Source organism: Vibrio sp. SCP2 (assembly GCF_059295395.1).
Genome location: NZ_JCAFVV010000002.1, coordinates 248,709 through 272,013, shown reverse-complemented (window position 1 = coordinate 272,013; position 23,305 = coordinate 248,709). Strand labels below are relative to the sequence as shown.

Here is a 23,305-nt window from a genome sequence, read left to right as displayed (position 1 = left end):
CACAGATAGAGGTAAGATTTTTCGCCACAAAAACTAATGCGTAAGGTAGAAAGAGAGGGATGCTTATAAAGCAAAGGGGTTGATTGGGAAAGTTTCAGATAGCAAAACGCCGCTAATAAAAGCGGCGTTTTAAATGGGTGGAAGCCCCAGCCACATCCCGGCACACAAGTCACACGCTGCGGCTGCTTCCTTCCGGACCTGACCGAGTTCACGAGCTATTGTTGCGGGAGGACCAGGGCCTCCATAGATTCTGTTTCCTTAGCATCGCTAAGGAGTGAGGGGATTATCAAACATCCGATGGGGTATTTCAAGTCTAACACCGAATAAAACGCCTCTTTTCGTTTCAACTGCTTAGTCAGTAACCATTAATTGAGATAATGGACGTTTTTACCCTCATTGATGTCTTCGTTAGCGCACTGTTTTGACTGTTGTTTATGCTGATACATGGCTTCATCGGCTTCATTAAGCACTTCTTGCAGGCTCATAAAGGTGCGACGTGGTAGCGAAATACCTATTGCAATAGAGATGTCAAAAGAGAGTTTGTACGCTTGCGAGGAGAAAGGAACCACCTTGAGCTTTTCTAGCATGGTACACACACTTTGTTTCTCAGCCTTGCCGACCAAAATAAACTCATCGCCACCGATTCGATAGCAGCGCCCTTTCCATACTCGCTCAATATGTTCGGCGACACTTTTCAGCACTAAATCCCCTACCTCATGACCATAGGTATCGTTAATGTGCTTAAAATGGTTCACATCAAGATAGATGACCGTCATATCAGCACTGACACCACTGCTAAATCGTTGATGCATTGCACGGCGGTTCTTTAAGCGTGTTAAAGGATCAGTATTTGACTGACTGTGCAGGTACATAGAGACGATCAGCATAAAGCCAATCACCATTACGAACAGAATATGGCTTTTTCGTGAGAATGCCTGTTCAGCTTGCAGTGTCGCGCGCCAATTGGGTTGATAATCATACCGTTCGACAGTAGATGCGATATCAAGCATTTTTATAGCTCGGCTAAATAGAGGGGCAAGCTCGGCACCGACTTCGTTTTTAACAAAACCAATCGCGACATCTGAGCGGTAAAAACTGCCAATCAGCTGATCCTCTTCGAGCGGGAGTAAATCTTTCGATTCGCGTAACTTTTTATTGAAGCTTGCTCGGCTGGTTGCCATGTAGTCGATATCACCGTTTAGCAGCGCAGTATAAAGTTGCTGGGAGGTCGAGAATGACTTGAGCTCCTTATTAGGCAAGAGCTGTGAAAGCAGATCTGCGAAAAAGTCATCTTTTAAAACACCGATTTGCTCAACAATCAGCTCTGACACATTGCTGTAGACATTATCCTTGTACCCTTCGCGTTTAATCATTACCACTTCAGGGAAGTAGTACGGGTCGCTAAACTCGGCAATCTGTTTTCTTGGCTCCGAAACAATCAGTGGGGCAATAATATCAATCCGCTTGGCAACAAAATCTTGGTACATGCTCTCCCAAGTTTCATCGGCATTACTCACCACTTGGCAGTTAAGCATTAATATTTGACAAGACTGCATGACTACATCGGCGCTTATGCCCGTCACCTGACCATCTTTATGGTAAACCGTGTACTGGCCAACATTCTCTAGCTTAACTTTGTAGGTTCGATTGAGGTTCAAGTTGCTATCAATAACAGACTGACGCAAGGCTTGTTGACGCAGTTCAAACTGGTATTGCTTCACCGACTCCCTTAAGCGCTTCTGAATTTCCGCGGTATGAATGTAAGCTTCGATAGTCGCAAGTAAATCCCTATGCACATCCTTGGGTGCAATGATTGAAACAGGTTTAATCGACAATTGATTGTTAAGCAATTGAGCATCGTAACCCGCCAGCAACATAGGTTTTAACTGATTGATCGCATCCACGATGCCATCAACCTTATTCTGTTCAAGGAGTGCTTTAGCGTGATCATGCCCAGTGTATTCAATCTGGGCGATATCTGGATAGTTGACGGAAATGAGCTCACCGTAGATCGTGCCTTGCGGAATACCAATAACCTTTGCAGAAGCTAAAGTGGCGTTTTGTGAGCTATATAGGTAAGTGAACTCAATATTGGTTGGGCTTGAAAAATCAAAATACTCAGCACGCTCTGGGGTAAAAGTCACGTTAGCAGCAAAGTCTGCATTTCCTAACTTAACAGCTTCAAGAATGTCATTGAAGCTTGGGTAATAGACGTATTCAATCTCAACCCCAAAGCGTTCAGAAACCGAATCAAAAAGGGTGCGCGTAACAAAATCATCGGCCTCAATCCCTACTTTATAGGCAACACTACTCATCGCCACGGGTGCGCTGAAAATAGTCATGATGAGAAGAGTCATTCGCCAGATAAGGCCCATTTCGCCCAAAATCCCTTTTGAATAGTTATGATAGGTCAGCAAACTGCCCTATTGGTGTAAGCCTTTCCTTGACTGACTAGAGCAGATTTTCGGCAATTCTGACACAACAAGTTACATATGCCAAGCCTGCATTTTCAGTCAAAAAAGTGGATTTATTATATATCTTGATTTTCTTCTACACTGCGCAGAATGTAGTCTGTCATCCAAGCTGTACCTAGTAGGCAAATCCATACGACAAACACCGGATTCGGTACTTCGATATTGGGTGAAACAACCAAGGCGGCAAAGCCAACCGTTGGCAGTGTCCAGCAAAGCAGCTTACTCCAACGAAAGGTTTTCAGCTGAGACAAGCTCTCCATCGAAGCCATGATTCCGGTGATACATAAAGCAATTAATGCAGCGTAAGAGAGGTCAGCGATCCAGAGCGGAAGAATCAATCCAAGCGCCCACCAGCTATGATTATTTGATGGTTTCCAATGTGAAGCCGCCCACCAGATTACCGCAACCGATAGAGTTTGAACGAGAGTGACGACTGGCTCTCCTGCTAGCTTATCTCCGGCTTGCGTGACCATAATACCTATCAGTAAGGTCGCAACAATTAAGAAGCTGGTGAGGACCACGCCAAGACTACTGCGTCTTGAGAAGGCCACCATTAACAAAGGAAATAACACCCACAAGCTCACTGAAAGTGTGATAGGTTGATGAGGAAGGGTTAAGCCATAGGTTGTCATTGCGGCCATTAATACCAAGCCAACAAGACCGCCTTGAGGGAAAATCCATAATGCAGGGATTACCAAGGCTAATACCGGAATATCGCCTTCACTTATGCTGATAGCTCTAGCACAAACTACAGCTAACAGAGTTGTCACTAAGAACTGAAATGTAGAAAATACCATGCCCTCTCCTTATCCATTCCTTGGAAATCTGTACTAGGACACAGTCATTATGGACCAGTTTTTAATGCAAATCTTTGCAGTAATTCACCAAATTCCCTTAGGAAAAGTCAGTACTTACGGTGAGATCGCAAAAATGGCGGGTTATCCCGGTTACGCACGCCACGTAGGAAAAGCGTTGGGAAACTTACCTGCTGACAGTAAATTGCCTTGGTTTCGTGTGATTAATAGTCAGGGTAAGATTTCACTTAAAGGGCAAGATTTAGTACGCCAACGTGAAGCGCTGATCGCTGAGGGGATCGAAGTCAGCAACGATGGAAAGGTGAAGTTAAAAAAATATAGATGGCAGCCGTAGCGCTACCACCTTTTCTATTGAGGTTTGCTTGCCTAGTGACGCACTCCAACAAGACGTAAATCAACCTTATTGGTCTTCTCAGCATCCGTGATCACTGGGTAAATGGTATCAGAGATAAAGCGCAGCTTACCATTCACTTCGATACGAGCGCTGACACTGTAACGGTGGCGTGGATCGATCTTTGAAGTATGGTAAGCCAAATCAAACTCAAACGGCGATTGCGCGCCATTGGTCTCAAAGCGGTGTTTAGCGATAACCTTAGCAGGAGCATCAGCCAAAGAGACATCTTGCAAAGTAACAGTAATCAATGAACCTTTGGGCAATGCAATTCGCTCTCGGTAAGAGACGGTTCCTGTCACGCTTTCGACTTTATTTTGTGATTGAGTTGTCTCGGCAGATTGGCAGCCTACCAGTACCAAACCTAGTACTGCTGTAGCGACTAACGCGAATATTTTCTTCATTGAGCACTCTCTTAACTTATTAGATTTTCGAGAATTATAAGTAGACGCTATTTGCTTGTCATTGCAATTCGATGATTATTGACAAGACTTTAACTATGTTGAGTTTTGCCTGACATAGAAATCAAACAACTGTTTTATTTGTCACTAAAGCGGGTAAAATGCCACCTAGATACAAAGAATATAAGGTAGAGAAAATGAGTAAACCTCTAAGTGAATTGCTGGACTTGCTCCAACTTGAAAAGCTAGAAGAGGGCCTGTTTCGAGGTCAAAGTGAAAACTTAGGGCTTCCTCAAGTTTATGGTGGTCAAGTGATTGGTCAAGCCTTATCAGCAGCGCGTTATACCGTTGATGCAGACCGTACTGTGCATTCATTTCACAGTTACTTCCTCTACCCTGGCGATCCTGAAAAACCGATTATTTATGACGTAGAAAATCTACGTGACGGGCGCAGTTTTAGCACCCGCCGTGTTAAAGCCATTCAAAATGGTCGCCCAATTTTCTACTTAACCGCGTCTTACCACGGTGAAGCTCCGGGCTTTGAGCACCAAAACACCATGCCGGATATTCCGGGGCCTGAAAACTATGCCTCTGAGTCAGAACTAGCGGAACGTATTGCCGACTTTTTACCAGAAAAACTAAAGAAGACCTTCTGTGGTGAGAAGCCAATTGAAATGCGCCCTGTCACTGTCGTTAATCCTCTAAAACCAGAGAAAGTTGAAGCTAAACAGTATCTGTGGATCCGAGCAAACGGCGAAATGCCAGATAATCAATTGATCCATCAGTACTTGCTTGGCTATGCCTCTGACTGGGGTTTCTTAGTGACTGCTCTTCATCCTCATGGCGTCTCTTTAATGACTCCAAAATTCCAAGTCGCCACCATCGATCACTCGATCTGGTTCCACCGCCCATTCAAGATGGACGAATGGTTGTTGTATGTCATTGAAAGCCCAACCGCGAGCAATACGCGTGGTCTGGTGCGTGGTGAGATTTACAATCGCAATGGTGACTTGGTGGCCTCCGCGATACAAGAAGGTGTCATGCGCTTTACTGAATAAAATCATCCTTCCAAGACTAGCCTCCTAACGGAGGCTTTTTAATGCGTGTGCCCGTGCGAACGCTCAATACTAAAACCACTAAAGCTAGTATCAACACTACCTTTGAAGCAATTAATCACCCAAGGGAATGCGTCGGTAACGTAATAACCGTACTGACCATTCACCGTCATGCCGTTACATTCATCGAGGTCTCCCAACCCTGCTGAGTACTCCCAGTCGCCACGAAACTGCCCGTCATAATTGCTGCTCGCAACGTTGCCACCCACAACGGGAGCCGTATAGCTTCCCACATCAACACGCGCCCCCGTTTTCAAACGGTAGCTTGACGTCGCTTTACGAACCTGGCTGGTTGAACTATCTAGGAAACAACTGCCATAAATTGGGAACCCATCAGCGGCAAAGCCTATCACTGGAGAGGCTTCTCCCCCCACACAATCTTGGACAAACATAGCAACGGGATTACCGTGATAATGATACTCCCCAGTAGGTTGAACATGTGCATTGTGAATATCGGTACCAAAGCCGTTTAGAGACGACATCGGGTCGTAGCGCCAAGGATTGTTGATTTCACTTTGACCACACCCCGTACGTTCATCTCCCACGCCGTAGCAAGCCGCCGCCAACAGATCGACTTTAACACCGTTGAGAAGAATGGCTTCTGAGGTCCCTAAGCTTAACGCAGTAGTAGAACCTGCAAAGCTAGGTGAAGCGGTAAACTCATAGTAGGTCGATTGCTCGGAGACGTTGGTGGCAAATGAAGCCGTCACATCATTGAAGTCATGGTTAGGAATCGCATTCGACTGAATAATGCACTTACTACCGCTCGACGTTATCTGCGTTTGACCGGTGTATATGAGTGAGCGTTGGATGTCATTCACAGTAGAAAAAAACGTACCCAGATATTGTTGGCAATCACCTGAAAGATTTGTAAATAAAAGGTTAGTGATGTTATTGCCTGATACCGAAGGCGTTGATGTGGCGCTGCTTGAGTCATCTCCGCCATTGCAGCCACTAAGTAGTGTCGCTGCAATGGTTAAACTCAAGACATTAGTTGATGGTAATGCTGACATTTCATTCGTCCTTGTTATGTGTATTTACTGTTAGATTAGTCACACTTAACAAGTTTAGAAATGAGCTTTACTTGGCTTTACCCTGCCATACACTTCTTTACGTATGGCATATTGGAAGAGCTGTAGTGTATTTAAGAGGTTCCATGGCAAAGGTAGAGGTCACGTTAGAAATACCTTCGACGGAATTCACCAGTTTTTTATAAAAATGATCAAAGCACTGCATATCTTTAACCAGCACTTTCATCATGTAATCATACTCCCCCGCCATGCGGTAGAACTCCATCACTTCGGGGAACTCTGACGCAGTGGACACAAACTGGCTATACCACTCGTGAGAGTGATCACTCGTCTTAACGAGTACAAACGCAGTGAATGAAAGATCGAGTTTTTCTGGGTTAAGCAAGGCGACTCGCTTTTGAATAACTCCCGCTTCCTCAAGCTTCTTCAGGCGCTTCCAACACGGTGTCGTGGTCAGGTTAACCGCTTCCGCCAGTTCGTTGAGCGACAGTGTTGCGTCGTTTTGCAATAGATCGAGCATCTTGCGGTCAATTTTATCAATATCCATATCCACACACTTCTCAAAGTAGAAAATTTTTCTCCATAATAAGCAAATGACAACAAAATTAGCAAAGCTTTTCTCTCTATAACTAGGTAAATTAACCTCATAACGATTTGAAGGAGAAACCTTATGTGTACTGATCATAACTGGATTAACAATGCAGTTCGCAAAATCGAAGCCGATTACCAACGCAGCGCAGATACTCACCTAATCAAGCTAGACCTTCCAAGTATTGAGGGTATCGACGTCTATCTGAAAGATGAAAGTACACATCCTACAGGTTCTCTAAAACACCGCTTGGCACGCTCTCTGTTCCTGTATGCCATTTGTAATGGCTGGGTAGGACCAGAGACAACAATTATCGAGTCATCTTCCGGTAGCACTGCCGTATCAGAAGCCTACTTTGCTCGCTTACTTGGTCTGCCTTTTATTGCTGTGATGCCAAAGTCGACAGCACGTAAGAAAATAGAGCAGATCGAGTTCTACGGCGGCCAAGCTCACCTTGTAGATCGCTCAGATCAAATTTATGCGGAGTCACACCGCCTAGCTAAAGAATTGAATGGCCACTATATGGATCAGTTCACCTATGCTGAGCGAGCAACCGACTGGCGTGGTAACAACAACATCGCCAACTCGATTTTCAGCCAGATGGAAATGGAAGATCACTCGGTACCCGCTTGGATTGTAATGAGTCCAGGTACTGGTGGTACCTCAGCGACTATTGGTCGTTTCATTCGTTACCAACAACACGACACCAAATTGTGCGTAGTCGATCCTGAAAACTCAGTGTTCCATGACTACTTCAAAACAGGTGATAAGAGTTTAACCGGTAATAATGGAAGCAAAATTGAAGGTATTGGCCGCCCACGCGTAGAGCCAAGCTTTATTCCTGGTGTCGTTGATGAAATGCGCACTATTCCAGATGCAGCGTCTGTCGCAACCGCGCATTGGCTAGAGAAAATTCTAGGTCGCAAGGTGGGCGCTTCTACCGGAACAAACCTTTACGGCGTACTTCAACTTGCCAGTGAAATGAAAGCGCGTGGAGAAAAAGGCTCTATCGTTACTCTACTATGCGATAGCGGTGAGCGTTACTTAGATACTTACTACAACGCAGAATGGGTTAAAGAGAATATTGGTGATACCCAGCCTTACTCTATCAAGCTAGAAGAATTTGAAACGACAGGCCAGATTAGCTAATGGGCAGTGATACCTCCGCTGTAAATGGCTTAAAAAAAACCGCCACTCATTGAGTGGCGGTTTTTGTATGTCTAGGATCCGTGGACCTAATGATTACTTTTTGTTTTGACGCGCTTCGAATGCCGCTAATTGCTCTGGTGTCGCTTTCGGTTGATGGTTTTGCTTCCACTCATCGTAAGTCATGCCATAAACACGTTCGCGAGCATCATCAATATCTAGATCTAAACCTTGTGTTTCCGCCTCAGCTTTGTACCACTTACTGAAGCAGTTACGACAGAAGCCTGCCAAAATCATTAGATCGATATTTTGCACATCTTTGTTGTCATCCAGATGTGTAAGAAGACGACGAAACACCGCTGCGTCTAGCTTATCTTGCTCTTCTTGGGATAGATTTTTGTATTTAAATTCAGCCACTTTACTTACCTTCTCATCGCTTGTTCGTTGTTTTTGTTCCAGGATTGTATCAGCCTACTTAGAGTAACCTCAATACAAAAACGCCCGAGCAAAATGCTCAGGCGTTTTTCATTTTCAGCGTTGATTAAGCTTGAATACCAACAATTAACCAAGGCGCATTTGGTACAGTAAGATCACGCTCTAAGTGCCATACGTCGGTAATATCTTCTTCAATACCTTCAACCGCGTCACGGTAGCGACCGCTGAACTGAAGGCTTAGCTGAGCTTTGCTTGCATCATAATCCGCACGTACAATCTCGGCATCAACATACATCACATCAGTGTGCTGCTCACCTTCAAGCTTAGCGCGCTCTGATTTGAGGTCTTGGTACAAGCTTGGCGATACGTATTCTTCAATCGTTTCAAGTTGATTGTGGTTCCAAGCACCTTGTAAAATACGGTAATGCTCACGAGAGCCATTAACGAAAGCCGCTTGGTCAAAGCCCGGTGGGTAGTTATGTGGTACATCTGTTTGAGCACCAAAACCGAAACCACCCGTTTGAGCACCACTGTTTTGTGGCTGTTCAAAGTTGTGAACATTAGGTTGTTCAAACTTAGGCGCAGAAGAACCACCAAATGCTGGTTGTTGACGGTTCTGATTCATACTGCCCTGCTTAGCACCAAGCATGCCGCGCATCAGTTTAAAGATAACAAATGCAATCAGACCCATGATAAGAATATCCATAAACTGGATACCTTCAAATGCACCACCAAAGAAGGCAGCAAGTAGACCACCTGCTAGTAAACCACCTAGCAAGCCGCCCATCAGACCTTTTTTGCTTGAGCTTTGTGTTTTACCCGTTTGGTCTTTACCAATCGAGTTTGTGTTTTGCTGTTGCTGCTTAGGCGCTGGCGCCGTTTTGAAGCTCTTGCCGAACGATTTACCGCCGCCAAACTTCTTAGCTTCTGCTACTGGCGTAATCGCAACCGATACCATCAGTAGAGCAACAAGGGAAAAGAGTCGTTTCATATTCTTCCTTTGAGGTTCCTGTCAAGGTTATAAACTTATACTTATTACACTATATTAACTCTAGCAGCCCCATATTCAAACCAAAACGTCTCCGACACATGTATCAGAATATTGCAAATAACCCATGCGGTTGTTGACGATATAGGTAGTGGCTCATTAGAATATTGAACATTGTTCATTTTAGATTACTCACCATGGCCCGAAGAAACGATCATACGCGAGAAGAACTTATCGCGCTTACGCTAAATACTGTTAAAGAATTTTTGGCAAGCAACACCTATCACGAGTTGAGCTTGCGAAAGATAGCGACGATGATCGGCTATGTTCCAAGTACTCTAGTGAATGTCTTTGGTAGTTATAATCTATTACTACTTCACGCGGTGGCTCAAACCCTAGATGAACTTTCGGAAGAAGCGAAAGAAGTGGTTTCTCAGTGCCAGGATCCAAAATCAGCGCTGTATGAACTTGCCTACTGCTATCATGATTTTGCGCAGCATCATCCACATCGCTGGCAGCTAATCTTTGAGCACAATATGAATGGTGAAACGCTGCCAGAATGGCAAGCCCAACGTATTGATTCCATGACAGGTATGCTTGAACAACTGTTGCAATTGATTGGACCAGAGCGTAGCCAAGCGGAAGTGCTTCAAGCAAGTCGCGTATTATGGTCTGGCGTTCACGGTATAACACTGTTAAGTGTCGACGATAAATTCTTTGCTGCTGAACCGATTGATGGAAAAGAGCTGATCGAAAACCTACTCTCTAATTATTTGAGCAACTGGTAATCTGTGCATGTCGAATAGCCAAACTTCCCTATTAGGACAGAAGCGCTTTCTGCCTTACTTCGTTACTCAGTTTTTTGGTGCCTTTAACGATAACATTTTCAAAAATGTCTTATTACTGTTCGTCGCATTTGCGGGAGCAGGTGCGCTACCTATTTCTAGCAACTTATTTATCAACCTAGCGGCAGGGCTGTTCATTCTTCCCTTTTTCCTTTTTTCTGCCTCCGCAGGTGTTCTTGCCGACAAATACGAAAAGGCTTGGTTCATTCGCAAGGTGAAGCTCGCGGAAATCGGCATAATGTGCTTGGGCGCAATCGGCTTTATTACCGAAAGCTACGTTATCTTGCTGATCCTACTGTTTCTTATGGGCACACAATCGGCGTTTTTTGGCCCAGTAAAGTACGCCCTACTACCCCAGCAGTTAAAGCCTAACGAACTGGTTCCAGGTAACGCGTTAGTTGAAACCGGTACTTTCCTCGCAATCTTGTTGGGTACGCTTGGTGCTGGGGTGATTGCGTCAGCTGAAAACGCCAAGTACGTAGCGGCGGCTTGTGTGGTGCTCTTTGCCGTGTTTGGTTACATCTCTAGCCGTTCTATTCCTGAAGCACCTGCCAGTGCGCCGGATCTTAAATTTAAATGGCAACCTGTTAAGCAAACTAAGAAGACCATCGCTATTGCTAAAGCGGATAAAACTATCTTTCGCGCACTAATGGCAATCAGTTGGTTTTGGTTCTTGGGTGCGGCTTACCTCACGCAGTTCCCGAATTTCACTAAGCTCCATCTTAACGGAAGCGAAAGCGCGGTATCTTTCTTACTCGCATTGTTTTCTGTCGGTATTGCGGTCGGTTCGCTAGCTTGTGACAAGCTGTCTAACCATAGAATTGAAGTCGGTATTGTGCCGTTAGGTAGCTTAGGCATCACCATTTTTGGTGCTTTAATGGCAACGTCCGTTCCTCAGCAGTTACCTGAGCTTGCGAGCTTTAGCGAATTTGTCATGCACAAACCTTTGTGGTCAGTGTTTGCTTATCTGCTGTTACTTGGCGCTTCTGGTGGTATCTTTATTGTGCCCTTGTATGCTCTTATGCAGCAAAGAGCAAAAGTTACTGAGCGAGCGCAGGTTATCGCTGCACTAAACATCTATAACTCGCTATTTATGGTTGGAAGCGCAGTGTTAGGCATTGTTTGCCTCACCATTATTGAGCTAACCATTCCGCAGCTTTTCTTGCTGCTAGCAGTACTTAACCTGTTGGTGGCGGGCTACTTGTTTATACAAGTGCCTATTTTCGTGGTGCGTTTTTTAATGTGGGTTATCACTCATACCATGTATCGAGTCAGCCATAAGAATACGCATAACTTACCAGAGAAAAGTGGCGCCTTACTCGTTTGCAACCACGTAAGCTATATGGATGCCTTGTTGCTCAGCGCGGTGTGTCCAAGGCTGATCCGTTTTGTGATGGAAGAAGAGTATGCCAACTTGCCACCACTAAAACGTTTCTTACAACGTGCTGGAGTTATACCGATCTCGGCCAATAACCGCCGCTCAATCGTTAAGGCATTTAATGATGTTGAACAAGCGCTGTCTGAAGGTCATATCGTGTGTATTTTCCCAGAAGGACGCCTCACTTCCGACGGTGAGATGAATGAGTTCATGCGCGGGATGGATATCATTATTAAGCGCAGTCCTGTGCCTGTCATTCCAATTGCACTTAAAGGACTTTGGGGTAGTTACTTCAGTCGTCACAAAGGTTCTGCATGCAAAGGGTTACCAACACGTTTTTGGTCGAAAATTGAAATTGAAGTCGGCGAGCCGGTTGACCCAGAAAATGCTTCTACATCCGTTATGCATGATAAAGTAGCGACATTACGAGGCGATTGGCGTTAAACCTAATCACGATGCTTTTAACATGCGTTAAGTTTTTCTTAACGCATGTTCAATTCATTCAACTCTCTTTATCGTTTTGGGTTCGCTAAACTAGCGCTTTCCAATTTAATCTCCCCCTACACCAATAAAAATAATGAATGACTTCAATAAGCAACTCCCTTTTTGGCTTGCACTCACGATTTGCTTAACTCCATTTATCACCTCCCCCACCGCTTTGGTAATTGGGTTTCTACTCGCCTCACTTGGTTTAGTTCCAAAACAGTTCAATCTCGCTAAGTTAACCAAAAAGCTCTTAGCCTACTCAATCGTTGGCTTAGGGTTTGGCATTCACTTCGAACAAGCGTTAGCCGTAACCTCTGATGGCATTGGGCTTATCATCGCGACCATTGTTGGCACGCTGGTTATTGGATGGTGGCTTGCAAGAGCAATAGGGTTAAACATGCAGACGGGGTATCTTATTTCTTCAGGAACGGCTATCTGTGGGGGTAGTGCGATTGCCGCGGTATCTCCCGCTATCAAAGCCAACGACGAGCAAATTGGTTTATCTCTCGCAACGGTTTTTGTGCTTAACTCTATCGCGCTATTTGTTTTTCCAGTGATTGGACATGCACTCAATTTAGATCAACACACCTTTGGGACTTGGGCCGCGATTGCCATTCACGATACCTCTTCAGTGGTGGGAGCAGCTTCAGCCTATGGTGAAGAAGCATTAACGACGGCAACGACACTTAAATTAGCACGTGCGTTATGGATCATTCCTGTCGCCTTTGTCAGTGCATTCCTATTTCGCAGTGAGTCGAAAAAAGTCACCATTCCTTACTTTATCTTGTTTTACTGCGTGGCTATCGCTGTAAGCGATTTGTTGCCGCAATTTGAAGTCATTTATCAAGGAATATTCGATATCGCCAAGCGAGCGCTCGTCGTTTGTTTGTTCTTGATTGGATGCGGAATTTCAGTGGAAAAGCTTAAGTCATCAGGCCCGAAACCTTTGATGTTTGGTGTTACTCTGTGGGTTCTAATCTCAACCACATCTTTGGCTTGGTTGTTATTAGCCTAAGCGGCCGATATCTTTTGCAGCTTGAGCGCGCTTTTTCTGTTTAAAGCTAAATACGATCCCTAACACGAGCAAGAATGCTGAAAGTTCGGCTAATGCTCGTGTAAGCCCCTCACTTTGAACTGCAGCAATGATCTGTAAGATCACCGCAATAACCAAAATCACTCTCATATCCTTATTCCCTCGCTCTTAATTTTCTTGAGATATTATGAGTTAGGGTTATAAGAAAGCTAAATTCAGATTTGGACTATGAAATTGCTAAATTAACTAAGTTGCTTTTTCTATTGCAACTGCCCATCAATCCAATTAATAAAGGTACGAATTTTCGGCCTATCTTCGGTTCCCAAAGGGCAAAGCAAATCATAACTCTTGCTCGTAGGCATACTTGGGTATGGGGTGACTAGCTCACCAGATTCAATCAAATCTTTGACAAAGTGGTATTTGCCCATACCAACACCAAGATTATGAAGCGCACTGATAAAACCCATCTCTCGGTGGCTTACGCAGTAAAACTGATTAAAAATATCAATATCGAGCTGCATATAGTCACGCCATCGCTGCCACACGTCTGAACCGACTGCATGAATAAAATTAATTCGTTTCAGCGATTCTAAACCATCTTCATACAGGCGATGTTTCTTCGCATACTGCGGCGTACAGACAGGAATGTACTCATCTCCAAACAAACGTTTTCTATACACATCTTTCATACTGGCAGAGTCATAATATATCGCTACTTCAATGTTATTCTTGTGGAAATCTTCCTGCTCTTGGTAGCCCCAAATATTGAGATTGAATTTGGGATACTTGTTTTTGAAATCAGATAATCTTGGCAGCAACCATCCATTTGCAAAGCCTGTCGAGGTTGCAATGTTTAGCTCCCCCACCATGTCTGTTGACTTTATCTCTTCAATTTCAGAGAAGATGCCATGCAAATTTTTTGACAAGGTACTGTGAAACCTAGCCCCTTCTTCCGTCAGTTCAAGCTGGCGAGTTCCTCTGACAAACAGATTAAACCCCAACTCCTTTTCCAACACTTTAATTCTATGGCTGACCGCTCCTTGTGTAAGGTGAAGCTGCTTACCTGTAATGGTAAAGCTTAACGTTTTTGCCGCCATGTCGAAGGTATGTAGATTTCTGAGCAACAATTGTTGATTGGCCATACTGCCTCTATGGATTAATATTTTTAATTTATACTACTATCTGATTCGTTTGTTCGCACCATGAAATAAGTCATAAAATGGCCCCAATCTATTAAATGTGACCTAGCGCTAGAGTGACTCTCACCGCGCTGGCTCATCAAAAAATCAATAATTGAAATCTAGGGGCATAAATGAACATACTCGGATACATGCAAAAAGTCGGTAAGGCACTGATGGTGCCAGTCGCGACCTTACCTGCAGCCGCAATATTGATGGGAATTGGCTACTGGCTCGATCCTGTTGGCTGGGGCTCAGAAAACATTCTCGCCGCTTTTCTGATTAAATCAGGCGCAGCCATCATTGATAACATGGCAGTGCTGTTTGCTGTCGGCGTTGCCTTTGGTTTAAGTAAAGACAAAAACGGCTCGGCTGCGCTATCGGGTTTTGTTATGTTTTTGGTCGTGACAACTCTGCTAGCGCCTGGTTCTGTAGCTCAGTTGATTGGTGTCAGCGCAGATGAAGTACCCGCCGCGTTTGGTAAGATCAGTAACCAGTTTATTGGTATTATTATCGGTATTATCTCAGCTGAGATTTACAACCGATACTCTAGCGTTGAACTCCCGCAGGCACTCGCTTTCTTTAGTGGTAAACGCCTAGTTCCAATCCTTACTTCCGTGGCAGGTATGGCACTCTCTTTTGCCCTACTTTACATCTGGCCAGCGGTTTATGACGCTTTGATTATTCTAGGTATTAAACTCGAAAGCATGGGCGCTGTAGGTGCTGGTCTATTTGGCTTCTTTAACCGTCTATTCCTATCTATCGGTATGCACCATGCGCTTTACCCAGTGTTCTGGTTTGATGTAGTCGGTATCAACGATATCCCTAACTTCTTGGGCGGTGCTCAATCTATCGCTAACGGTACGGGTATTCCTGGTCAAACAGGTATGTACCAAGCGGGCTTCTTCCCAATCATGATGTTTGGTCTACCTGCTGCAGCTCTGGCTATGTACCACTGCTCTGATGCGAAAAACAAGAACCAAGTGTTTGCGATTATGCTTGCCGCAGCGATGGCCTCTTTCTTCACAGGTATCACAGAGCCACTAGAGTTTAGCTTTATGTTCCTTGCACCTGTATTGTTCCTAATTCACGCTGTGCTAACCGGTTTGTCTTTGTACATTGCTGCAACGATGGAATGGATGGCAGGATTCGGCTTCTCAGCAGGTTTTGTTGATTTCGTTCTATCAAGTCAAAACCCGTTAGCCACTAACTGGTACATGCTGATTCTTCAAGGTTTGGTATTCTTCTGCCTATACTACGCCATCTTCCGTTTCGCTATCGTCAAGTTTAACCTTAAGACACCAGGTCGCGGCGAAGATATGGCCAGTGAGTCAAATGAAGACATTTCAGGCCTTGCTAAGGAGTACATTCAGGCTATTGGTGGTGCTGAAAATATCCTAGAAGTGGACAACTGTATTACTCGTCTACGCCTAACAGTAAAAGATTCTGCTGTGGCAGACAGTGAACGACTTAAGAAACTTGGTGCGGCAGGGGTAGTTCCTGTTGGCAAAGGCGGTCTGCAAGTTATCGTTGGTCTTGGCAAAGTAGACAAGGTGGCAGAGCAGATGAAAACCATCCTTGCTAGCTAATCCAAGGTTTACTGAAAAATAGTTGATAAAGAATTGCGGTGACTTCACCTTCATCGCATCCCCCTGAAGTGCATTTTCGCTTAGTCACCGAGTCTGCACTTCTTTTTGGTTACTGAGCGAGTTGATCCAACAACCACTGTTTTACTTTCTGTCTTGAGATTTTAATCCCACCCTGTAACAGTTCATCCGGCATCGCATAGTAGGCAACAGGCCATTTGAGTTTGGTTAGTGACCCTTTTAGATGCTCTGTTATTACTAACTCATCAATCTCATCTGTTACCTTGATAACAGCGATAGGTCTGTGACCAAATTCGTTATCTGGTATCGGCACAATGACCGACTGGCTGATAAAAGGAATCTGATTAAGCGCTTGTTCTATCTCTTCACAGTGGATGTTTTCACCGCCCGAGATAAACAGATTGTCTGCACGGCCGATGATCTTTAGCTCTCGCCCGACCATCTCGCCCAAATCTTTACTATCAAACCAACCCTGTTCAGTAATTGGTGTTAGCTGCCCTTGTATATAGTAACCGGAGGCTAGCGTCTCACCGCCTATATAAATTCTTTGCCCTTTAAGGCAAAGCTGACGCTTTGGTAGCAACTCACCAGCAGTGTATTCGGAGTCAATACGTTTTGCCGTCACGGTTGACGCGGCTTCTGTCATGCCATAACCAAGCCATGTTTCAATACCGAGTTTTTCAGCTTGCTGACTGAGTTCCATGGGCACATGGCTGCCACCGAGTAATACATGACTGAGTGACAGTTTCACTTCATTGTCGAGAAGCCGTTTAAGTTGGGTGGAAACTAAAGATGCGTGAGTGACGCCCTGAATATCTTCTGCTAATTCCCCTTTACCCATTTTCAAGCTGGCGCCACTGTGCAGCCAGCGATAAATAATCGCCAGTCCAGAGACATGGTACATAGGTAGGCTTAGCAACCAGGTGTCTCCTTGCGTAAACGCAAAGCGCTGTAGCAAACCTTGAGCCGAGGCCAAATGTTGCTTTGAGGTATGAGCTACCGCTTTAGGAACGCCTGTTGAACCCGACGTAAATACAATCGAAGCAAGCGCCTCGCTGCTGAACTTGCCTTGACAACATTCAGTCACCAAAGGCTTCAGCTCTATGTTTTGCAAGCTTCGCAAGTCTGGAACGTCTGTTGATAGCCACACTTTGGCCTGACTGGGTTCAGGATATAATGTCGCGAGTTTCTGGTTAAATTCAGCTTGTGTTTGCGGCATGGTTATCGCGCAGATTGCTTCTAGCTCTAGACAGGCGAGATATACCAAAGTCAGCTCAACACTGTTTTTGCCAACACAAGTGAGCACGCTTCCCGAACCAACACCTTGTCTTGCCAACGAAGCCGCCACTTGGTCAACGGCAGTTTCAAGCTCAGCCCAAGTGTAACTTTGGTTGGGGGTATAGAGAGCATATAAAGATGGGCTCGATTGAGCCCATTGACGTAGAGGAGATAACTGACTCATTACGACTGCCAGATTAATGCCTGATCAGACAGGCTTGCGACAGGTAATTCACAACCCGGCCAAGCAACTTCTAACTGCTGAGCAAACAGCCCCACAGTATCCAGTCCCGGTACTTCTTCTGGAAGTTGCCAGTGCGCTAATCTTGCTAACTGGGTTAAACCAAGGCTAGATTCAATACTCGAACTTATTACCGCTTTAATGCCAAGTGATTTGGCTTTATCAATCAGTTCAATACAACGCTCAACCGTTCCAATCAGAGTCGGCTTAATCACAATCGCTTTCGCACCATTGAGGTCTTCTAACTTGAAGTCTTCTTTGCGGATCGCGTGTTGCAGCGTTTCATCCCAAGCAATCGCAATGCCTGTATCAATGGCAAAAGAGAAGCTGTCTCCCGGTGCTTGGCATGGCTCTTCGATAAAGGCGATGCGGCCACGCAACGAAGGGGCAATCTTCTTAGCAAATTGCTGCGCTTTTTCTGCAGTCCAAGCGCGGTTAGCGTCTAAACGGAGTGTTAAGTCTGGAATCGATTCTAAGAAAAGGCTGACTAGCATCCCATCACGAATCGGCTCATACAGACCGACCTTAATCTTGGCCACTTTCTCACCCGTCATGGCATTCAGCTTAGGCAGAAGTTCGTCTGGATCACCAGAACATAGCGGCGCAGCTTGAAAGCAGCCTTGTTCTGGCAGCTGATTGCTAAGCTCTAATTCCGCCATTGATAGGCCAAAAGCAACCGATGGGTAGAGCTCATCAAAGTTGAACGCTTGCCCTTGCTGCCACAAAGCCAGTTGCTCGACCAATTGCGAGTAAACATCGTCCATCGTCTCAATACTAAAACCAGGCAAAGGGGCAATTTCGCCTCGACCAAGCTCACCATCAAGAGTTAGCTCAACGACAAATCCTTCTCTCTGCTTGAGCTTTTGTTCACGCAGTATCACGCCACTGTCCATCGGCAATTCATAGCGATACAGTTTGGCTGATCTCATAGCAATATCCCTTTTTCAATTAATAGATAATAGACAAGTTGTAGATAGGTTTCTAAGCCAGAATGCAGATAGCTAGGAGAAGACGCGGAGTTTATAAGCATAGATGAGCATCTTCGACAACGCTATCGGGATTCTGGCAACGAAAGCTATGACAACTTAAGGATTGCGTGGAAACTTATTAAACTCAGGACGACGCTTCTCATTAAACGCATTACGACCTTCCTGACCTTCTTCAGTCATGTAGAACATCATAGTTGCATTACCTGCTAGCTCCTGAAGACCTGCTTGACCATCACAGTCTGCATTCAGCGCCGCTTTCAAGCAACGAAGTGCCATTGGGCTGTGTTGTAGGGTTTCACGACACCAGCGAACGGTTTCTTTCTCTAAATCTTCTACTGCGACAACTGTGTTAACTAGCCCCATATCAAGTGCTTCTTGCGCGTCGTAGAAACGACATAGGAACCAAATTTCGCGAGCTTTTTTCTGGCCAACGATACGAGCCATGTATGACGCGCCCCAACCGCCGTCAAATGAACCCACTTTAGGGCCAGTTTGACCAAATTGTGCATTTTCTGCAGCAATCGTTAGGTCACACATCATATGCAGGACGTGACCACCACCTACTGCCCAACCTGCAACCGATGCGATCACTGGCTTTGGACACGTACGAATTTGACGTTGGAAATCAAGAACATTTAAGTGGTGAGTACCAGAATCATCTTGGTAGCCGCCGTAGTCGCCACGAATCTTCTGGTCACCGCCAGAACAGAATGCCTTCTCACCTAAGCCGGTAAGGATAATAACGCCAACCCCTTCATCGTAACGTGCGTCTGCCAGAGCATTGATCATCTCTTTAACAGTTTGAGGTCGAAAAGCGTTACGTACTTGAGGACGAGCGATAGTGATCTTAGCGATACCATCTTCGGATTTGTGGTACTGAATATCTTCATATTCACCTGTGCAGTCATTCCAGTTAACTGGAGCGTATAGTTCTTCTTCTGAGATACCGACTGTTTTTGCCATGGTGATTCCTAGTTTGTTTACTTATTGGCTCAGCATACTAACCAATGGTGTTCAGCTGAGTTTTAACAATATTTGCGAAAGCTTGTGGCTGCTCAATATGAACATTGTGCCCTGCTTTCGCAACTTGGCTAAAAGACAAACCGCTTCGTTTGGCCAACTGACTAAACTTATTGTCTTTTTCGCCACATATATAATGAGTTTTGATCCCCGAACCTTTCAGGGCATCGAGTAAATAGTCTTGTTTCGCCAGCGATGTAGCCTCAAGCATATTCGCTACCGATGGGCCTAGATTAGCACTGCGTTTATCTATCAGTTTTTGTCTTTGCGCATGATTTAGCGAACTAAATACTGGCTGTTGATACCAGTCGCTTAATACCTGCTCAATAGGCTCGTTGCGAAATCGATTTGCCCATTGGCTATCGTTTTGCCATCTTTGCTGCTTATCTGAATCGCTTTGCAAACCAAAGTTGCCACCCTCAACAATAAGTGACTGAATATTCAGGTTAGAAAAGTAGCTATTGGCAACACCAGACATCGCAATACGACCGCCCATTGAGTAACCAACCAATACTATAGGCTGATGTGGCGTCACATGGGTAAGAAGAGTGTCAGATATTTGATCGCAGCAGTGCTTAAAATTGCAACAAATTTCTAAAGCACTGAGTCCATGTCCCGGCAGATCAATGGAAATCGCAGGATAATGAGATAAATAGGCTTGCGTTTCTTTCCAGTCCAAACCAGACCCAAGCAAGCCATGTAGAAAAACGATCACTGGGCGAGTGGAATTGAGGTTTGAACTGGCGAGACTATAAAGCATGAACTTGTTGGACGAACTCTTTCAGTAGAGATGACGCTTGCTCTGGAGGTGTTTGTACTTCAACAACCAATGCACCTTCACCATTCCATAGGTGGTCATTCACCAAATGGGTGTAGTGCGCTAAGGTTTCTGGCTTGCTGTAACCCAGTTTGAACTGCTTGGCGGCACTTTCAAAATCATAGCCATGTGGCATTTGATAGAGTGACTGCTTTTGCTGCTCCGGTACTGGCAGTAAATCAAAGATTGCACCACCATCATTGTTAGTCACAACCACCACAACAGGTGTTTTTTCGTGAGTAAGCAGCGCAAGTGAATTGATATCATAAAGCAGTGATGTGTCACCGATATACACTAGGGTCGGTTGTTGGTTAGCTCGTACCACACCCGACGCCGTGGCGATGAGCCCATCTATGCCAGAAGCGCCGCGATTGCTATACACTGCATAATCATCAAGACCACTAAACATGTCGACTAAACGTACAAACAAACTATTACCTAGAAAAATCTGTGCCTGCTTGGCAACTAGGTTAACGCTTAACGCAAGTTCAATCTCATCGAGTGAGGAATCGGCATTGAGATGGAGCGCAGCTAGGTTCGCAACCTGCTGAGACACTTCCGTCAGCTCATTCGCCCAACCAGATTCCGTGTTACAGAGTACTGGAATTGACTCAATAAAGACCTGTAGCCAAGCTTCAATATCAGCAACATGATGAGTTTGCATCAAATGCGATTGGTTGTTTCTATCGGCACTTGGAGCAAGGTAATGATACTGCGCATTACGCTGCTCAACCTGATCAGTAAGCCACTGGTTTAAGCGCTTCGACACGATTCTTGAACCGATCTGCAATACTAGCTCACACTGATTGAGCAATTCCGAACGCGCGCTGTTTTGGAGCCATAAATCGTAATGAGCCCACGCAGACGTCACCCCTGATTGAGGATCGCTCAAAAACGGCCAACCTAACGTTTCGGCTAACTGTTTTGCCATTCGCGCTTCACTTAAGGTAACGCTACCGAGCACAATCGCGCCTTTTTTATCAGCAAATTCGCTAAAATGAACCTGTGGTTTAACACTGGTTGGCAAATGGCGGGTATAGGTGGTATCGATCTGCCACCAGCTAGAAACGGTTTCTATATAATCTTGATAAATTGATTTGTCTTGAGCGCTATACAAGGGCTCAGGAAAAGGGCAATTAATATGAACCGCAGACCCTACCTTCGCTTGACTGTGCATGAGGTTATCAATGGAAGTAAGTAACCACTTCAAAGGTGTTGTCAAAGAGGGACTTGGCAGTTCAAGCGATGCACTGACATGCGATGAGAAGATCTCCGATTGATTAATCGCTTGGTTCGCTCCGCACCCAACTAACTCGACCGGTCTATCAGCCGTTAACACCACCAGTTTTTCCCCAGTGAGCTTAGCTTCTGCAATTGCTGGCAATAAGTTCGCGACAGCCGTACCGGAAGTCACCACCACAGCGACAGGTTTTCGGCTTGCTTTCGCTAATCCAAGCGCAAGAAAGCCTAAACCACGTTCATCAAAATGGGTATGTAAGTTCAGGTTAGGATTTTCATCGGCTTCTAAGGTCAATGGCGTTGAACGTGAGCCTGGGGCAACGCAAACCTCACTGACCCCAAAGCGCGATAGCTCTTCCAAAATAGTCTGACACCAAATGCGATTTACCACCGCCTGCTCAATTGAGTATGGACTGCCACTCATCTATGAAGCTACTCCCAATGGAGGATTGTCAGAAATTAAAGACAGTAACGTCGACATTTTCTTATCGAGCTCCTGCCATTCATGTTCAGCAATAGAACCAGGAACAATTCCAGCTCCAGCAAAAAGCTGAACTTGATCGTTGAGTACTAGCGCACTGCGTATAGCGACGCAAAACTCCGCCCTTTGGTGACTAATAAAGCCCATTGAACCTGCATACCAGCCCCGAGCAAACGGTTCATGCTCTTGAATGAATGCCATGGATTCTTCACGAGGTAACCCAGCAACGGCAGCAGTTGGCTGCAAAGCGCTAAGCAACTGCACCCCGTTAACCCCTTTATTGAGATGAGCATGAATACTGCGTTTTAAGTGCTGAACTTTACGTAAGCGAACTAACCTTGCTTCTTGCTCTACTTCAACATGCTCAGAATGTGGAGTTAGGCGCTCAATAATATCGTCGACCACATACTGATTTTCATTAAGGTTCTTAATGTCATTCGACAACCAGTTCGCCAACTCCATATCTTGACTGGCATTAGTGCCGCGCCCAATGGTGCCTGCAAGCGCCTCAGTGTAAAGCTCCTGACCTTGACGTGCATACAAACGCTCTGGGGTCGAGCCTAAAAAACTGTGTTTCTTATCTAATGAGAGTAAAAAGTGAAAACTGTGGTGGTTTTGCAGATAGCTAGCTTTCAGTAGCTGAGATGCGCACAGCTGTCTATCGAGGTTCACCTCGGTTTTACGCGCCAGAACCACTTTCTTGAATTCATCGTTTTTGATGCCAGTCAGTACCTTATCTACCAACTGAGACCACTGCTCTTTTTCAGGCGTATGCTGGATGGTTTCTATATGCGAAGAGACTGGCAATATAGGAGAAACCTCAAGCTGTAGCTTATATAAGCTCGCCAAAGTGCGATGTTTTTCTGCGTTAAGGTTCACCGCGAGTGACCATTGCTGATCAAAACGGATCAGTTCAATTTGCGGTAAGAAGAAAAAAGAGGACATACAACGGCGATTTTTACCCGTATGACCATCAAAGGAGCGGCCTCCCCAAATACGCTGATCGTCGGCGAGAATAGTATAGGCAGGCGCAGGTTCGACAAACGTATGCAGCTGTCCTAACGCTACGACCTCTTCTCTAGTATCACGAGATTGCCAGTAAAACTTTGGAAATAGCGGCTGCGCTTCCAACCAATCTATAAATGCAAAGTCAGGTTTTTCCTCAAGAACTTGAACCAGACGGTTTACACCATCTTCTGCTTCCTTTACGCGTTCAATCAGTTCAGCTACGGCTTGATGAAAGTATGACAAATCAGCCTCGTATGCATGGGGGTTATTATTTCATTATATGTCGCTACTCTATTTATAGACCCTACTCAAATCAAGGT

At 45.1% G+C, this 23,305-nt stretch carries 22 protein-coding genes and 1 other RNA gene; 7 read left to right on the top strand and 16 right to left on the bottom strand.

The window, feature by feature from the left end; genetic code table 11:
* Window positions 1-141: 141 nt before the first annotated feature.
* The 3 genes from ffs to AC5O63_RS09190 form a co-directional block, all read right to left on the bottom strand.
* Window positions 142-238, bottom strand: an RNA gene (gene ffs, locus AC5O63_RS09200) — signal recognition particle sRNA small type.
* 127 nt (window positions 239-365) lie between these two features.
* On the bottom strand, window positions 366-2,375 hold the full coding sequence (locus AC5O63_RS09195) for a GGDEF domain-containing protein (protein WP_494504731.1): 2,010 nt from the start codon (window positions 2,373-2,375) through the stop codon (window positions 366-368).
* Window positions 2,376-2,530: 155 nt separating this feature from the next.
* Window positions 2,531-3,271 (bottom strand): VP0952 family biofilm-associated protein, encoded by a 741-nt coding sequence (locus AC5O63_RS09190; protein WP_494504730.1) that lies wholly within the window; start codon window positions 3,269-3,271, stop codon window positions 2,531-2,533.
* Between the two features lie 49 nt (window positions 3,272-3,320).
* On the opposite strand from AC5O63_RS09190, the gene AC5O63_RS09185 reads away from it, so the two are divergent.
* Window positions 3,321-3,623, top strand: a complete 303-nt coding sequence (locus AC5O63_RS09185) for a DNA base-flipping protein (protein ID WP_069666747.1) — start codon at window positions 3,321-3,323, stop codon at window positions 3,621-3,623.
* A 32-nt stretch (window positions 3,624-3,655) separates the two neighbouring features.
* On the opposite strand, the gene AC5O63_RS09180 is transcribed toward AC5O63_RS09185, so the two are convergent.
* A complete protein-coding gene (locus AC5O63_RS09180) occupies window positions 3,656-4,084 on the bottom strand; it encodes a YbaY family lipoprotein (protein ID WP_494504729.1) in 429 nt (142 codons plus the stop codon).
* A gap of 194 nt (window positions 4,085-4,278) precedes the next feature.
* Between AC5O63_RS09180 and tesB the strand changes: the two genes are divergently transcribed.
* Window positions 4,279-5,139 (top strand): acyl-CoA thioesterase II, encoded by an 861-nt coding sequence (gene tesB, locus AC5O63_RS09175; protein ID WP_494504728.1) that lies wholly within the window; start codon window positions 4,279-4,281, stop codon window positions 5,137-5,139.
* 38 nt (window positions 5,140-5,177) lie between these two features.
* Here the strand turns inward: tesB and AC5O63_RS09170 are convergent, their stop codons facing one another.
* Complete coding sequence (locus AC5O63_RS09170; RefSeq protein ID WP_494504727.1) at window positions 5,178-6,209, bottom strand: YHYH protein; 1,032 nt, start codon at window positions 6,207-6,209, stop codon at window positions 5,178-5,180.
* Window positions 6,210-6,306: 97 nt separating this feature from the next.
* On the bottom strand, window positions 6,307-6,774 hold the full coding sequence (locus AC5O63_RS09165) for an Lrp/AsnC family transcriptional regulator (RefSeq protein ID WP_272785327.1): 468 nt from the start codon (window positions 6,772-6,774) through the stop codon (window positions 6,307-6,309).
* 123 nt (window positions 6,775-6,897) lie between these two features.
* Between AC5O63_RS09165 and AC5O63_RS09160 the strand changes: the two genes are divergently transcribed.
* Entirely contained in the window at window positions 6,898-7,965 is a 1,068-nt protein-coding gene (locus tag AC5O63_RS09160) for a PLP-dependent cysteine synthase family protein (protein ID WP_494504726.1), read from the top strand.
* Window positions 7,966-8,058: 93 nt separating this feature from the next.
* Here AC5O63_RS09160 and AC5O63_RS09155 read toward each other — a convergent pair whose 3' ends face one another.
* Together AC5O63_RS09155 and AC5O63_RS09150 are read right to left on the bottom strand one after the other, a co-directional pair.
* Window positions 8,059-8,379: a DUF1244 domain-containing protein gene (locus AC5O63_RS09155; RefSeq protein ID WP_004748255.1), complete on the bottom strand. Its 321-nt coding sequence runs from the start codon at window positions 8,377-8,379 to the stop codon at window positions 8,059-8,061.
* Between the two features lie 124 nt (window positions 8,380-8,503).
* Window positions 8,504-9,388, bottom strand: coding sequence for a Tim44 domain-containing protein (locus tag AC5O63_RS09150; protein WP_494504725.1), 885 nt, complete (start codon window positions 9,386-9,388; stop codon window positions 8,504-8,506).
* A 194-nt stretch (window positions 9,389-9,582) separates the two neighbouring features.
* Here AC5O63_RS09150 and AC5O63_RS09145 point away from each other — a divergent pair, with 194 nt between their 5' ends.
* The 3 genes from AC5O63_RS09145 to AC5O63_RS09135 all read left to right on the top strand — a co-directional run bounded on the left by AC5O63_RS09145 (window position 9,583) and on the right by AC5O63_RS09135 (window position 13,109).
* Window positions 9,583-10,173 (top strand): TetR/AcrR family transcriptional regulator, encoded by a 591-nt coding sequence (locus AC5O63_RS09145; protein WP_494504724.1) that lies wholly within the window; start codon window positions 9,583-9,585, stop codon window positions 10,171-10,173.
* Between the two features lie 7 nt (window positions 10,174-10,180).
* Window positions 10,181-12,052, top strand: a complete 1,872-nt coding sequence (locus tag AC5O63_RS09140) for an MFS transporter (RefSeq protein WP_494504723.1) — start codon at window positions 10,181-10,183, stop codon at window positions 12,050-12,052.
* 133 nt (window positions 12,053-12,185) lie between these two features.
* Entirely contained in the window at window positions 12,186-13,109 is a 924-nt protein-coding gene (locus AC5O63_RS09135; protein WP_494504722.1) for a YeiH family protein, read from the top strand.
* Here the strand turns inward: AC5O63_RS09135 and AC5O63_RS09130 are convergent.
* Both AC5O63_RS09130 and AC5O63_RS09125 read right to left on the bottom strand, forming a co-directional pair.
* A complete protein-coding gene (locus tag AC5O63_RS09130) occupies window positions 13,101-13,277 on the bottom strand; it encodes a hypothetical protein (protein WP_494504721.1) in 177 nt (58 codons plus the stop codon). The two genes, AC5O63_RS09135 and AC5O63_RS09130, sit on opposite strands and share 9 nt — an antisense overlap.
* Window positions 13,278-13,387: 110 nt before the next feature.
* Entirely contained in the window at window positions 13,388-14,269 is an 882-nt protein-coding gene (locus AC5O63_RS09125; protein ID WP_494504720.1) for a LysR substrate-binding domain-containing protein, read from the bottom strand.
* A gap of 170 nt (window positions 14,270-14,439) precedes the next feature.
* On the opposite strand from AC5O63_RS09125, the gene nagE reads away from it, so the two are divergent.
* Window positions 14,440-15,894 carry an N-acetylglucosamine-specific PTS transporter subunit IIBC gene (gene nagE / locus AC5O63_RS09120; protein ID WP_494504719.1) on the top strand — a complete coding sequence of 485 codons (1,455 nt, stop codon included), beginning with the start codon at window positions 14,440-14,442 and terminating at the stop codon, window positions 15,892-15,894.
* 109 nt (window positions 15,895-16,003) lie between these two features.
* Here the strand turns inward: nagE and menE are convergent, their stop codons facing one another.
* The 6 genes from menE to AC5O63_RS09090 all read right to left on the bottom strand — a co-directional run bounded on the left by menE (window position 16,004) and on the right by AC5O63_RS09090 (window position 23,228).
* On the bottom strand, window positions 16,004-17,374 hold the full coding sequence (gene menE / locus AC5O63_RS09115) for an o-succinylbenzoate--CoA ligase (RefSeq protein WP_494504718.1): 1,371 nt from the start codon (window positions 17,372-17,374) through the stop codon (window positions 16,004-16,006).
* Window positions 17,374-18,360 (bottom strand): o-succinylbenzoate synthase, encoded by a 987-nt coding sequence (gene menC / locus AC5O63_RS09110; RefSeq protein WP_494504717.1) that lies wholly within the window; start codon window positions 18,358-18,360, stop codon window positions 17,374-17,376. Before menC ends, menE begins: the two co-directional genes overlap by 1 nt.
* Window positions 18,361-18,516: 156 nt before the next feature.
* Entirely contained in the window at window positions 18,517-19,383 is an 867-nt protein-coding gene (menB, locus tag AC5O63_RS09105) for a 1,4-dihydroxy-2-naphthoyl-CoA synthase (RefSeq protein WP_494504716.1), read from the bottom strand.
* A 37-nt stretch (window positions 19,384-19,420) separates the two neighbouring features.
* Window positions 19,421-20,200 (bottom strand): 2-succinyl-6-hydroxy-2,4-cyclohexadiene-1-carboxylate synthase, encoded by a 780-nt coding sequence (gene menH, locus AC5O63_RS09100; RefSeq protein ID WP_494504715.1) that lies wholly within the window; start codon window positions 20,198-20,200, stop codon window positions 19,421-19,423.
* A complete protein-coding gene (gene menD, locus AC5O63_RS09095; protein WP_494504714.1) occupies window positions 20,190-21,920 on the bottom strand; it encodes a 2-succinyl-5-enolpyruvyl-6-hydroxy-3-cyclohexene-1-carboxylic-acid synthase in 1,731 nt (576 codons plus the stop codon). Before menD ends, menH begins: the two co-directional genes overlap by 11 nt.
* Window positions 21,921-23,228: an isochorismate synthase gene (locus AC5O63_RS09090; protein WP_494504713.1), complete on the bottom strand. Its 1,308-nt coding sequence runs from the start codon at window positions 23,226-23,228 to the stop codon at window positions 21,921-21,923.
* Between the last annotated feature and the right edge of the window lie 77 nt (window positions 23,229-23,305).